This window comes from Burkholderia sp. CpTa8-5 (genome assembly GCF_017815045.1).
Classification (GTDB): domain Bacteria; phylum Pseudomonadota; class Gammaproteobacteria; order Burkholderiales; family Burkholderiaceae; genus Burkholderia; species Burkholderia sola.
Window position 1 is genome coordinate 97,377 of the sequence record NZ_JAGIQD010000018.1, and the last position, 12,278, is coordinate 109,654.

Below are 12,278 nucleotides of genomic sequence, written 5' to 3' on the forward strand. Positions count from 1 at the left end.
GGCGCGTGCGTGGCGATGATCAGGATTTGACGAGAGGAAAACGAATGAAAATTCGAAAGCATGTCGTTCGCGCAGCGCTCGCGGGGCTGTGCATGGCAGCGGCGACGAGCGCGTTTGCACAGGATCCGATTTCGGGCAGTACTGCCCGGGCCGCGCCGACAGCGTTGGCCGCGTCGCAATCGAGTAGCGCTGCCGGAACGCGCGTGACGAAGAAGGCGCAAAAAAAGGCGGACCGGCAACTGGTGAAGCGTGTCAGCCAGGCGATCGCCCGTGCCAGGGGACTCGACTCGACACGCATGTCGGTGAGTGCGAAAAACGGCGTGGTGACGCTGTCCGGCACGATTGCCGACAATGTCCAGGCAGGCATAGCGGTCGACGCGGCGCAAAGCGTCTCCGGCGTGCTCGCCGTAAAGAACCAGTTGCGCATCGGTACGCAGAACTGGTAGGCCGCGACGCGTCGCTGCGCAGTGTCGCGAGGCGCTGCCCGCGTCACGCCGCGTGGTCTTGTCGGGCGGGCCTGCGATACAGACGGCGCAGGCCGTCGCCCGCTCGACCGCACAATCATTTTCGAACCCACAACTGTGAGTTCCATGACGGGAAACGAAAAACAATGAGACTGATTTACTTCGACATCGATACACTGCGTCCGGACCACCTCGGCTGCTACGGGTATCACCGCCGTACCAGCCCGAACATCGACAGGCTGGCGGCCGATTGCGTGATGTTCCGCAACGTGCATGCGTCTGACACGCCCTGCCTGCCGAGCCGTACGGCGCTTCTGACCGGTCGTTTCGGCATTCACAACGGCGTCGTGAATCACGGCGGCGTCGATGCCGATCCGGTGATCGGCGGGCCCGATCGCAAGTTCTGGTCGCAGCTCCACTTCGACAGCTTTCCGTTTCGTCTGCAGCAGGCGGGCTTGAGAACCGTCAGCGTCAGCTCTTTTGCACACCGGCATTCGGCGTTTCACTGGTACGCCGGTTTCGACGAGGCCTACAACGTCGGCAAGTTCGGGCGTGAGACTGCGGACGAAGTGTTCGCGATCGCGTCGGACTGGCTGACCCGGCACGGCAGCGAGGACAACTGGTTCCTGCATGTCCACATGTGGGATCCCCACACACCATACCGAGCGCCTGCGAGCTACGGCGAGCCTTTTGCCGACGATCCGCTGCCGTCGTGGCTGACCGAAGCCGTGCGCGCGAATCACTGGCAGGCGTGCGGCCCGCATAGCGCGCAGGAATGCACCGGATTCGCGCCGAACGATGCGGCGTTGCAGCGTTATCCGCGGCAGCCGCAGCAGATTCCGGACATGGCGGCCGTGCGGGCGATGTTCGACGGCTACGACGCAGGGGTTCTGATGGCCGACGAATATGTCGGGAAGCTGCTCGGGCAACTCGAGGCACTCGGTGTGATGGCCGACACGGCCGTGCTGCTGTCGTCCGATCATGGTGAGACGCTCGGCGAGCTGGGCATCTACGGGGATCACCAGACGGCAGATCAGTTCACGACAAATGTTCCGCTCCTGCTCAAGTGGCCCGGCCTGGAGCCGCGCCGCGAATACCATGCGTTCCACTATCAGATCGATGTCACCGCAACCATTCTGGAGTTGCTCGGGCAGCCGGTTCCCGATTCGTGGGACGGTAGATCGTTTGCGCAGGACTTGCGGGAGGGCGTGGACGAAGGCCGCGACTACCTCGTCGTGTCGCAGGGCGCATGGACCTGCCAGCGTGGCGTGCGTTTCCGGAACTGGCTGATGATCGCCACACTGCACGACGGATACCACTTGTTCGACGATGTCATGCTGTTCGATCTCGATCGCGATCCGCACGAGCTGCAGAATCTGGCCGCCGATCATGCGGATGTCGTGGAGAAGGGAATGGCGCTGCTGAAGGAGTGGGAAGCGCAGATGCTCCCCGGCGCGGCGCGCGGCCGGGACCCACTGGCCAACGTCGTTGCGGAAGGCGGCCCGTATCACGTGCGTGGCAAGTTGCGCGCCTATCTCGATCGATTGGCGCAAACGGGGCGAGCGGAGAAGGGCGCCGCGCTGCTCCGAAAGCACGAGTCCGAATTGCGGAATGACGAAGCGCCGAGCCGGCCGCCGATTCCGATCCGAAACTTCGTCGGGTGAAGCGGGTAGATCGCTTTTTGATCATATGGAACGGAACTGAACCGCGGGACGATGATGGCGGACATATCACATTCGATACCGGCGCCAGGCGCGACCGATGCAGGCGTCGTGCTGCCGTTCGTGCGCAAGCTCGGGTTCGGCATTGGCGATTTCGCATTCAATCTGTACTGGCAGAGCACGACGCTCTACCTGCTGTACTACTACACGGATGTGGTCGGGCTCGCCCCGGGGATCGCCGGGGCGATATTCGGCGGTGCGATGCTGTGGGACGCCGTTTTCGATCCGGTCATGGGATATATCGCGAACCATACGCGAACGCGCTGGGGGCGCTACCGGCCATACCTGTTGTTCGGCTGCGTTCCGCTTGCCGTCAGCTTCGTATCGATGTTCGTGCCGAATCGTCTCGACGGTGTCGCGCAGCTGGCGTTCGTGGTCGGCACCCATGCACTGTTCAGGACGGCGTACACCGTGTTGTCGATGCCGTACAACGCGTTGATGGCCACGCTGACGGTCGACAGCCGGGAGCGGGGAAGTCTGGCCGCGTATCGGATGATCTGCGCGGCCACCGCCGGCGTGCTGGTCGCGCTGTCGACACTGCGGCTCGTTCAGGTGCTCGGAGGCGGCGACGCGAAAACGGGGTTTCTGTTCGTCAACCTGGCGTATGCGGTCGTGGCGGTCGTCGTATTCGTGATGACGTTCCTGTCGACCAGGGAGGCGGTCGCGCCGGACCGTCACGGCGTCTCGATACGCGACGCGTTTTTCGTGATCGTCAGGAACCGGGCGTTCATCATCGTGTTCGGCTTCGCGATCCTGCACATGACATCGTCGACGCTGCTGTCGAAGACGCTGCCGTACGTGCTGAAATACTGCATGCATCGGGAGGACCTGATCGGCTGGGCACTGGGCGCCATCGCGCTGCAGGTGTTCGTATCGATTCCATTCTGGGCCTGGATGATGCGACGGACGTCGAAGCGTCGGGTCGCGTTGACCGGAGCCTGCATCACGGCAGGCTGCTACGGTTTGCTGGGGATGCGGGGGCTGCCTGGCCTCGGTACGCTGCTGGCGCTTCTCGTGGCGATCGGGTTCGGCAACGCCGCGATGCTGCTTGCGCAGTGGGCGATGATTCCCGATACCGTCGAATTCGGCGAATGGCGCACCGGCATCCGTGGCGAGGGCGTGATCTTCGGTGTCGTCGCGCTGGCTCAGAAGGCGTCGCTCGCATTGGCCGTCGGCGCCGTCGGCCAGATACTCGAGGCGATCGGGTTCGTCGCCAATCGGGTGCAGTCGACGCACACGCTCGACGGCATGTGGGCGATGTTGTGGAAGGGGCCGCTTGTCTTCACCGCGATGGCAATCGTCTTGGCGCTGTTTTATCCCGTCTCGCCCGACGTGCATGAGCGGATACTGCGCATTCTTCGCCTGAGGCGAATGAGTGCCCGGTCGGCCGGTACACGATGAGTGGCGCCACACGGGCGATATCGTCGAATTCGGCGCCGCCGGAATGCGGCGCGATCGCACGTGGACGCCTGCGCCACGCATCATGGCGTCGCTTCCGTCCGCGTGGGAAGCGGCAGGTGGCCAGGACGGGGTGTGCGTCGCCGCGCAGGGTTGGTCGATAAAGGTGCTGGAGGGCGATCGCCACCGGACGCCCGTATGGCGCCGGGCCTGACCGTGCCCAGCGCCATTCAGGTGACATGTCACTGAATCGGTTTCGACAACTTCATAAATGGCCGCATTTTGCGGCGCTAGTATCGGATCACGCCCTGGTGCGGCCCATGCAAGGGGGCACATCGGACGCGTAGCCCGTGCCGCGCCGCCAGCTCCATCGGTCAGTCTAAGCCATCCGGCGTCCGGCCCGAAACCGCATCATCCCATCGACCGCCCGAGAACGCGCTCGCACGACGAGCCGCCGGGTCGCGGCGCCCCGCCGCAGGAGACAGACTGTCCGCGCCCGGGACCGGCGTGCGGGCCTGGCTTCCGCACGCGCCAGGCGCCCGTCACGAAGAGACTGGAGACGACTCATGATCATCTACGGAACCGCGCTGCTGGCGTTCTGCCATCTGGCCGGGCTGTTCCTCGGCGACCTGCTGGGCGCCGCGATCGGCGTGAAGACCAACGTCGGCGGCGTCGGCATCGCGATGCTGCTGCTGATCTGCCTGCGCCTGTGGCTGCACCGGCGCGGCTGGCTGCCGAAGGAGACCGAGGCGGGCGTTGGTTTCTGGGGCGCGATGTACATCCCGGTCGTGGTCGCGATGGCCGCGAACCAGAACGTCGTCGCCGCGCTGAAGGGCGGGCCGGTCGCGCTGCTCGCAGCCGTCGGCGCGGTCGCGATCTGCGCATGCTGCATCGCGGTACTCGTGCGCATGGGGCGCGACGACACGGCCTTCGCTGGCGTGCCGCAATTCGAAGAACAGTAACGGAGGCCGCCATGCTGCAGATGCTCGAAAAAACCGTCGCCCACAACGGGCTCGTCGCGTCGTTCGCGCTGGTCGGCCTGATCATGTGGCTGTCGTCGATCGCGTCGCGCAAGCTCACGTTCGGCCGCGTACACGGCTCCGCGATCGCGATCGTGATCGGTCTTGTGCTCGCGTATGTCGGCGGCGCGTTCACCGGCGGCGAGAAGGGGCTCGCCGACGTGCGGCTGTTCGCCGGTGTCGGCCTGATGGGCGGCGCGATGCTGCGCGATTTCGCGATCGTCGCGACCGCGTTCGAAGTGCAGCCCGCCGAGGCGCGCAAGGCCGGCCTCGTCGGCGTCGTGTCGCTGCTGCTCGGCACCGTGCTGCCGTTCATCGTCGGCGCGAGCATCGCGCGGGCGTTCGGCTACACCGATGCGGTCAGCATGACGACCATCGGCGCGGGCGCCGTCACCTACATCGTCGGGCCCGTCACGGGCGCGGCGATCGGCGCGAGCTCCGACGTGATCGCGCTCAGCATCGCGACGGGGCTGGTCAAGGCGATCATCGTGATGGTCGGCACGCCGGTCGCGGCCAACTTCATGGGCCTGAAGACGCCGCGCTCCGCGATGATCTTCGGCGGCCTCGCCGGCACCGTGAGCGGCGTGAGCGCGGGCCTCGCCGCGACCGACCGCCGGCTCGTGCCGTATGGCGCGCTGGTCGCGACGTTCCATACGGGCGTCGGCTGCCTGCTTGGGCCCTCGCTGCTGTTCTTCACGACGCGCGCGCTGGTCGGCGCATAGCTGCCGGTGGCGATTCGGGCGGCCCGCGTTCGGGCGGCCCGCGCGTGCGGCCGGTGTGCGCGGTTTCCGGCGCGCCGAATCCATCGCGGCGCCCTCTGAGTCGCATTCTTCAACATCATCAATCGACGGCGGCGCCAGGCTTAGAATGCCGCTGGACCATCGAAGCGGGAGAACTGTTCATGACGGGATGGAATCACGCGCGGCAAGCGCGCGATGCACGCCTCGCGGCCGGCGCGGCGTACGCGCAGGGCAAGCGGGTCGATGCGCGCGACACCGTCGCGTTGCTCGAAGCGGTGCTGCGGCCAGGCGACCGCGTTTGCCTCGAAGGCGACAACCAGAAACAGGCCGACCTGCTCGCGACGGCGCTCGCCGACGTCGACAGCGCGAAGATCCACGACCTGCACATGGTGCAGTCGGGCGTCGTGCTGCCCGAGCATCTCGACGTGTTCGAGCGCGGGATCGCGACGCGTCTCGACTTCGCGTATTCGGGCCCGCAGTCGCAGCGCATCGCGAAGCTGCTGTTCGGCGGCAAGATCGCGCTCGGCGCGGTGCATACCTATCTCGAACTGTTCGCTCGCTACTTCATCGACCTCACGCCGCAGGTCGCGCTGATCGCGGCGGTCAGCGCCGATCGCGACGGCAACCTCTATACCGGCCCGAACACGGAAGACACGCCGACCGTCGTCGAAGCCACCGCGTTCAAGGACGGCATCGTGATCGCGCAGGTCGACCGCATCGTCGACAAGGTGCCGCGCGTCGACATCCCGGGCGATCGCGTGCATTTCGTCGTCGAGGCCGGCCAGCCGTTCTACGTCGAGCCGCTGTTCACGCGCGATCCGGCCGCGATCACCGAGACGCAGATCCTTACCGCGATGCTCGCGATCAAGGGCATCTACGAGCCGTATGGGATCAAGCGCCTGAACCACGGGATCGGCTTCAACACGGCCGCGATCGAGCTCCTGCTACCCACCTACGGCGCGAAGCTCGGGCTGAAGGGCAAGGTCTGCACGCACTGGGCGCTCAATCCGCATCCGACGCTGATTCCCGCGATCGAATCGGGCTGGGTCGAGCAGATCCACTGCTTCGGTTCCGAAGTCGGGATGGACGACTACATCCGCGCGCGCTCCGACGTATGGTTCACGGGCCCCGACGGGTCGCTGCGCTCGAACCGCGCGTTCTGCCAGACGGCCGGGCTCTATGCGTGCGACATGTTCATCGGCTCGACGCTGCAGATCGACCTGTCCGGCCATTCGTCGACGGTCACCGCCGAGCGGATCGCCGGTTTCGGCGGCGCGCCGAACATGGGCAGCGACGCGCGCGGCCGGCGCCATCCGAGCGAACCGTGGCTGAAGGCGGGCGCGGAGGCCGATCCCGACACGCCGGCGGCGCTGCGGCGCGGGCGCAAGCTGGTCGTGCAGATCGGCGAGACGTTCGGCGACAAGAATGTGCCGATGTTCGTCGAGAAGCTCGATGCGCTGAAGCTCGCGGACAAGCTGCAGCTCGACCTCGCGCCGATCATGGTCTACGGCGACGACGTCACGCACATCGTCACCGAGGAGGGCATCGCGAACCTGCTGATGTGCCGCGACAAGGACGAACGCGAGCACGCGATCCGCGGCGTGGCCGGGTATACCGAGGTCGGCCGCGGCCGCGACCGCCGGATGGTCGAGCGGCTGCGCGAGCGCGGCGTGATTCGGCGTCCGGAGGATCTCGGCATCGATCCGCTCGACGCCGACCGACGCTGGCTTGCCGCGCGTTCGATCAAGGATCTCGTGCACTGGTCGGGCGGCCTGTATGCGCCGCCGGCCCGGTTCCGAAACTGGTGAGGAAGAGGGCATGGAACAGTTGAACTACCGCTTCACCGCGCGCGAGCGCGCGCAGGGCGAACGGGCCGCGGCGCTCGTCGGCGTGGTCGCGTCCGGCAATCTCGAGGTGCTCGTCGAGCGCGTGCTGCCGGGCAATGAATGCGAGATCGACATCCGCACCGCGGCGGTCGGTTTCGGCGCGGTGTGGCAGGCGGTCGTGTCGGATTTCGTCGAACGGCGCACGCCGGGCGGCCTGAAGCTGTCGATCAACGACGGCGGCGCGCGGCCCGACATGGTGTCGCTGCGGCTCGCGCAGGCCGTGCGCGCGATCGAGGGGGACGCATGACGACCGACATGATCCATGATGCGCCCGCGTTCGTCGCGAACGGCGCGAGCTGGTACGAAGCGTCGGCGCGCCAGCGCGTCGACGGGCTGCTCGACGCAGGCAGCTTCACGGAATTTCTCGGGCCGGGCGAGCGCGTGACGAGCCCGCATCTGCCGCTGTTCGGCCTGCCGCAGCAGTTCGACGACGGGATGGTGGTCGGCCACGGCCGGCTCGACGGCCGGCCGGTGTTCGTCGCCGCTCAGGAAGGCCGCTTCATGGGCGGCGCGTTCGGCGAAGTGCACGGCGCGAAGCTCACCGGGCTGCTGCGCGCCGCGCGCGAAGTCGGCAAGCCGGTGCTGATCCTGTTCGATACGGGCGGGGTGCGGCTGCAGGAAGCGAACGCGGGCGAGCTCGCGATCGCCGAGATCATGCGTGCGCTCGTCGAAGCGCGTGCGGCCGGCGTGCCGGTGATCGGGCTGATCGGCGGGCGCGCGGGCTGCTATGGCGGCGGCGGGTTGCTCGCCGCGTGCTGTTCGGCGCTCGCGGTGTCGGAGCAGGGGCGCATCAGCGTGTCGGGCCCCGAAGTGATCGAGACCAATCGCGGCGTCGAGGAATTCGACTCGAAGGATCGCGCGCTGATCTGGCGCACGATGGGCGGCAAGCACCGGCGCTTGATCGGCGGCGCCGATCGCTACGTGGCCGATACGCCCGACGCGTTCCGCGCGGCGGCGCTCGATCTGATCGGTCGCGCGCCGACGTTCGATGCGGCGATGCTGCGCGCGGAACAGGCGCGTCTCGAAGCGCGGGTCGAACGGTTCGGCGGCTGCAAGGATGCGCTCGACGTGTGGCGCATGCTCGGGGCCGACGCGCCGGGAGCGATCCCCGGCATGCCCGACGAAGCATTCGCGAAGCTCGCCGACCAGTTACAGGAGCCGCAGCATGACGCTCGATGAAGTACTGACCTCGCTGTTCCCCAACGGCCATTCGATCGCGCGCAATGGCGGCCTGCTGACGGGCCACGCGGAACTGGCCGGCACGCGCGTCGACGTGATCGGCGTTGCTGACCGCTTGCCGTTCGGCATCGACGAGGCGCTGACGCTCGCGTCGCGCGTGCTCGACACGGTCGCGCGCGGCGGCGACACGCCGATCGTCGTGCTGGTCGACAGCGACAGCCAGCGGATGAGCAAGCGCGACGAACTGCTCGGCCTGAACGAAGGGCTGTCGCATCTCGCGAAGTGCCTGATGCACGCGGATCTCGCCGGACACCGGACGATCGGCGTGCTGTACGGCCACACGGCCGCGGGCGCGTTCATCGCGACCGCGCTCGCGACCCGCACGCTGCTCGCGGTGCCGGGTGCCGAGCCGGAGGTGATGGACCTGCCGTCGATGTCGCGCGTGACCAAGCTGCCGATCGACGTGCTGAAGGAGATGGCGCGTTCGACCCCGGTGTTCGCGCCGGGGCTCGACAACCTCGTGAAGATGGGCGCCGTCGACGCCGTGCTCGATCCGTCCCGCGCGCTCGACGCGCAGGTCGGCGAATGGCTCGGCAAGCCGGCCGAGCGCGTCGACCGGCGCGCGGCGCGCGGCCGGCCGGTCGCGACCGACGTCGCCGCCCGCGTCGAGGCCCTTGCGCATGCCGCACGCTGAGCTGCCGCTGCGCCGCCACACGCTCGTCACGCTGACGGCGGGCGGGTGGGGCGCGGCCTTTGCCCACGACCCCGCGCTCGCGGGCGATCCGCTCGTGCGCGCATGGGCCGAACGCGGCTGGCCGCTGATCGTGCGTCGCGCGTCGCCGGATGAAGCCGATGCCGGCCGCGTGCCGCTCGGCCTGCCGCTGCCGCCGCCGGCGGGCAAGCGGCGCATCGCGTTGAACGTGGCCGCCCACGCGCTCGCGACGGTCGGCCCGCTGCCGGCGTTGGCGGACGTACGCTCCGGAGCGCCCGCCGCGTGGCATGCGCCGCTGCGCGAGCTCGATGCGCTCGGCGCGCGCTGCGGCGTGCAGGGCCGCGTGTTCGGCAGCCTCGCCTGGCAGGCGCTGACCGGCGAGCCGTACCTGAGCGCATCGTCCGATCTCGACATCGTGTTCCCGCTGCCGGACGCCGCGTCGCTCGCGCCGTTGCTCGACGGTCTCGCGACGATCGATGCGCGCGCGCCAATGCGCATCGACGGCGAACTGCTGCGCGACGACGGCGCGGGCGCCAACTGGCGCGAACTGCACGCGCGGTTGCCCGAAGTCGCGGTGAAGACCGCGACTACCGTCGAATTGATGCGCGCCGATGCGTTCATCGGGGGCACGCAATGAACGCCGCGGCTGCCTGTCGCGTCGCGGCGCCGTCCGAGGCCGAGCGCATCGCCGCGCTGGCCGAGCGCAGCCTCGTGCTCGAGATCGACACCTACCCGAAGCCGGGCCTCGTCAGTCACGTCGACACCGGCAGTCACGCGGACATGGATGCCGCGACGTTCACGCGCAGCGCCGTCGTGCTGCGGCCGTACTTCGCGGAACTCGCCGACGCGGGCGCCCGCGACGCCGACATGGCCGTGCTGCGCAAGATCGGCCTGCGTGCCGAGCACGCGATGCTCGCCGCGACCGGCGGCGTCAATACGCATCGTGGTGCGATCTTCGGGCTCGGGCTGCTGTGCGCGGCCGCCGGCCGGCGCACGATACCGGGCGCGCTGCCGGCCGGGACGACGCTCGGTGCGTTCGTGTCGCGCCGCTGGGGCGTCGAGATCCTCGGCGGTCCACGTGTGCCGGACAGTCACGGCGAGCGCGCGAGCCGCCGCTACGGTGTCGGCGGCGCGCGTCGCGAGGCGGCCGACGGCTTTCCGACCGTGTATGCGATCGGCTTGCCCGCGCTGCGCCGCGCGCGGCGCGACCTGCCGGGCGACCCGGAAGCCGCGCGCGTCGCCGCGTGCTTCGCGCTGATCGCCGCGCTCGATGACACGAATCTGCTGCACCGGGGCGGGCAGGACGGCCTCGATTTCGCCCGCGCGACCGCCCGTGCGTTCGTCGCGCGCGGCGGCGTGCGGGCGCGCGACTGGCGGCTGCGCGCGGCGGCCGCGCATCGTGCGTTCGTCGCGCGCCGGCTGAGTCCGGGCGGCGCGGCCGACCTGCTCGCGATGAGCGTCTTCGTCGATGCGCTCGAAGCCGAAGGGCACGCGCGATGACGCTGGCCATCCTGTGTTCGGGGCAAGGCGCGCAGCGCGCCGACATGTTCGATCTGACCGGATCGGCGCCGCAGGCCGACGCACTGTTCGCGCATGCGGGCCGGCTGCTCGGCGACGATCCGCGCACGTGGGTCCGACAGGCCGGCCCCGACGCGCTGCAGGAAAACCGGGCCGCGCAGATCCTCTGCACGGTCCAGGCGCTCGCGGCCGCCGCGCTGCTCGACGCTGTGTGGCCACGCCGGCGCTGCGTCGCGGGCTACAGCGTCGGCGAGGTCGGCTCGTGGAGCGTCGCGGGAAGGATCGACCCGCACGATGCGCTCGATCTGGCCGATGCGCGTGCACGCGAGATGGATGCCGCGAGCGGCGGCGACGAGCGGATGGTGTTCGTGCGCGGCCTGACACGCGCGCAACTGGCGCAGTTCTGCGACGGTCGCGACGCGGCTATCGCGATCGCGAACCCCGGCGATGCGTTCGTGGTTGCAGGGCGGCACGCCGACGTCGATGCCGTGGCCGACGACGCGGCGCGCGCCGGCGCGCTGCGTGTCGCGCCCGTCTGCGTGCGGATCGCGTCGCATACGCGTCGGCTGGCGGCGGCCGTGCCGGCCTTCCGCGCGACGCTGGCCGCGACGCGCGTGCGCCGGCCGTTGCCCGGCACCCGGCTGTTCTCGGGGATCGATGGCGCGTCCGTGCTCGATGTCGACACGGGCCTCGACAAGCTCGCGCGGCAGATCGCGGAGCCGGTCGAATGGGCGGCCTGTCTCGCCGCGTGCGTGGAGGCCGGCGCGACCGCGTTTCTCGAACTCGGCCCCGGGCGCGCGCTGGCCGAGATGGCCGGTGGCGCGTATCCTGCGTTGCCCGCGCGCAGCCTCGCGGATTTCCGTTCCGTCGACGGCGTGACGCGTTGGCTCGCGCGCGTCGCGGCCGGCTGATCGGCGGGGCGAAACCCGGCCCGAAACACAGCGGCCGGGCACCCGTTCCGCACTGTGTGTTGCGTCGGCGCAGCAGCGTCGCAGCCGCCTCTTGTCACGCGAATTGGCGTCGCTACAATGGCGCCCGCCATGAGACCAGCCGCCTTCCTCCTCGCCGCGTTCTGCTGCGCGACGAGCGTCCACGCCAGCCAGATTCCGTCCGACGCCGCATCGGTCGGCACGTACTTTTCGTATGACAACGCGGCGGCCGACGCGACCGTCGATCTGATCGAACAGGCGCAGCGCCGCGTGCTGCTGGCCGGCTATACGCAGGTGCCGCCGACGGTCGCGAGCGCGCTGCGGGCGGCCCGCGCGCGCGGGATCGAGGTGCGCGTCGTGCTCGTGCGTTCGCCGCGCGCGGGCAAGACCAGCGGCGCCGGCTATCTGAAGTCCGCAGGCATCGACGTCGCGATCGATTCGCGGCACGGCGGCCCCGCGTCGCGCTTCGCGATCGTCGACGACAGCGTCGCGCTGACGACGCTGTCCGACGGCGCGGCCGAGCACGCCGACACGGTGAACGTGTTCCGGCGCGCGCCCGAACTCGCGCAGTCCTACGCGCAGTCGTTCTGGCGGCTGTACCGGCAGGCCGCCGGCCTCTGACCCTTTCCCGCGGCGCGTCGCGCACCGGTATGACCCTGCTTGCATCGGCGCGACCGATGAACCATGCTCGTTGACAGGCGTCGGCGCGGGT

The 12,278-nt window shown here is 69.1% G+C and carries 13 protein-coding genes; all 13 read left to right on the forward strand.

Translation table 11 applies throughout. The features are described 5' to 3' along the window. Positions 1-44 precede the first annotated feature (44 nt). The 13 genes from J8I35_RS24455 to J8I35_RS24515 all read left to right on the forward strand — a co-directional run bounded on the left by J8I35_RS24455 (position 45) and on the right by J8I35_RS24515 (position 12,187). The gene (locus J8I35_RS24455; protein WP_209927394.1) at positions 45-446 is read left to right on the forward strand and encodes a BON domain-containing protein; all 402 of its coding nucleotides are present in this window, start codon (positions 45-47) and stop codon (positions 444-446) included. Positions 447-610: 164 nt separating this feature from the next. After that, positions 611-2,128 (forward strand): sulfatase, encoded by a 1,518-nt coding sequence (locus J8I35_RS24460; RefSeq protein ID WP_209927395.1) that lies wholly within the window; start codon positions 611-613, stop codon positions 2,126-2,128. A gap of 108 nt (positions 2,129-2,236) precedes the next feature. Continuing rightward, entirely contained in the window at positions 2,237-3,586 is a 1,350-nt protein-coding gene (locus J8I35_RS24465; protein WP_209927397.1) for a glycoside-pentoside-hexuronide (GPH):cation symporter, read from the forward strand. A gap of 563 nt (positions 3,587-4,149) precedes the next feature. Beyond that, on the forward strand, positions 4,150-4,545 hold the full coding sequence (gene madL / locus J8I35_RS24470) for a malonate transporter subunit MadL (RefSeq protein ID WP_209927399.1): 396 nt from the start codon (positions 4,150-4,152) through the stop codon (positions 4,543-4,545). A gap of 11 nt (positions 4,546-4,556) precedes the next feature. Then, positions 4,557-5,324, forward strand: a complete 768-nt coding sequence (madM, locus tag J8I35_RS24475) for a malonate transporter subunit MadM (RefSeq protein WP_006754567.1) — start codon at positions 4,557-4,559, stop codon at positions 5,322-5,324. A 179-nt stretch (positions 5,325-5,503) separates the two neighbouring features. Then, a complete protein-coding gene (gene mdcA / locus J8I35_RS24480; RefSeq protein WP_209927401.1) occupies positions 5,504-7,150 on the forward strand; it encodes a malonate decarboxylase subunit alpha in 1,647 nt (548 codons plus the stop codon). A 10-nt stretch (positions 7,151-7,160) separates the two neighbouring features. Then, on the forward strand, positions 7,161-7,475 hold the full coding sequence (mdcC, locus tag J8I35_RS24485) for a malonate decarboxylase acyl carrier protein (RefSeq protein ID WP_209927403.1): 315 nt from the start codon (positions 7,161-7,163) through the stop codon (positions 7,473-7,475). After that, positions 7,472-8,407 (forward strand): biotin-independent malonate decarboxylase subunit beta, encoded by a 936-nt coding sequence (locus tag J8I35_RS24490; RefSeq protein ID WP_209927405.1) that lies wholly within the window; start codon positions 7,472-7,474, stop codon positions 8,405-8,407. The genes mdcC and J8I35_RS24490 overlap by 4 nt, the downstream gene beginning before the upstream one ends. Then, the gene (mdcE, locus tag J8I35_RS24495; protein WP_209927410.1) at positions 8,394-9,101 is read left to right on the forward strand and encodes a biotin-independent malonate decarboxylase subunit gamma; all 708 of its coding nucleotides are present in this window, start codon (positions 8,394-8,396) and stop codon (positions 9,099-9,101) included. Before J8I35_RS24490 ends, mdcE begins: the two co-directional genes overlap by 14 nt. Beyond that, the gene (mdcG, locus tag J8I35_RS24500; protein WP_050015240.1) at positions 9,088-9,756 is read left to right on the forward strand and encodes a malonate decarboxylase holo-[acyl-carrier-protein] synthase; all 669 of its coding nucleotides are present in this window, start codon (positions 9,088-9,090) and stop codon (positions 9,754-9,756) included. Before mdcE ends, mdcG begins: the two co-directional genes overlap by 14 nt. Continuing rightward, positions 9,753-10,619 carry a triphosphoribosyl-dephospho-CoA synthase MdcB gene (mdcB, locus tag J8I35_RS24505; protein WP_050015176.1) on the forward strand — a complete coding sequence of 289 codons (867 nt, stop codon included), beginning with the start codon at positions 9,753-9,755 and terminating at the stop codon, positions 10,617-10,619. Before mdcG ends, mdcB begins: the two co-directional genes overlap by 4 nt. Beyond that, on the forward strand, positions 10,616-11,548 hold the full coding sequence (locus J8I35_RS24510) for an acyltransferase domain-containing protein (protein ID WP_050015178.1): 933 nt from the start codon (positions 10,616-10,618) through the stop codon (positions 11,546-11,548). The genes mdcB and J8I35_RS24510 overlap by 4 nt, the downstream gene beginning before the upstream one ends. Before the next feature lie 117 nt (positions 11,549-11,665). Continuing rightward, complete coding sequence (locus tag J8I35_RS24515; protein ID WP_050015179.1) at positions 11,666-12,187, forward strand: phospholipase D-like domain-containing protein; 522 nt, start codon at positions 11,666-11,668, stop codon at positions 12,185-12,187. Positions 12,188-12,278: the final 91 nt, after the last annotated feature.

Excerpts from the sequence above, each read along its gene's own strand:
- J8I35_RS24455 (WP_209927394.1), top strand. The coding sequence starts at position 45 with ATGAAAATTCGAAAGCATGTCGTTCGCGCAGCGCTCGCGGGGCTGTGC.
- J8I35_RS24460 (WP_209927395.1), top strand. The coding sequence starts at position 611 with ATGAGACTGATTTACTTCGACATCGATACACTGCGTCCGGACCACCTC.
- madL (WP_209927399.1), top strand. The coding sequence starts at position 4,150 with ATGATCATCTACGGAACCGCGCTGCTGGCGTTCTGCCATCTGGCCGGG.
- madM (WP_006754567.1), top strand. The coding sequence starts at position 4,557 with ATGCTGCAGATGCTCGAAAAAACCGTCGCCCACAACGGGCTCGTCGCG.
- mdcA (WP_209927401.1), top strand. The coding sequence starts at position 5,504 with ATGACGGGATGGAATCACGCGCGGCAAGCGCGCGATGCACGCCTCGCG.
- mdcC (WP_209927403.1), top strand. The coding sequence starts at position 7,161 with ATGGAACAGTTGAACTACCGCTTCACCGCGCGCGAGCGCGCGCAGGGC.
- J8I35_RS24490 (WP_209927405.1), top strand. The coding sequence starts at position 7,472 with ATGACGACCGACATGATCCATGATGCGCCCGCGTTCGTCGCGAACGGC.
- mdcE (WP_209927410.1), top strand. The coding sequence starts at position 8,394 with ATGACGCTCGATGAAGTACTGACCTCGCTGTTCCCCAACGGCCATTCG.
- mdcG (WP_050015240.1), top strand. The coding sequence starts at position 9,088 with ATGCCGCACGCTGAGCTGCCGCTGCGCCGCCACACGCTCGTCACGCTG.
- mdcB (WP_050015176.1), top strand. The coding sequence starts at position 9,753 with ATGAACGCCGCGGCTGCCTGTCGCGTCGCGGCGCCGTCCGAGGCCGAG.
- J8I35_RS24510 (WP_050015178.1), top strand. The coding sequence starts at position 10,616 with ATGACGCTGGCCATCCTGTGTTCGGGGCAAGGCGCGCAGCGCGCCGAC.
- J8I35_RS24515 (WP_050015179.1), top strand. The coding sequence starts at position 11,666 with ATGGCGCCCGCCATGAGACCAGCCGCCTTCCTCCTCGCCGCGTTCTGC.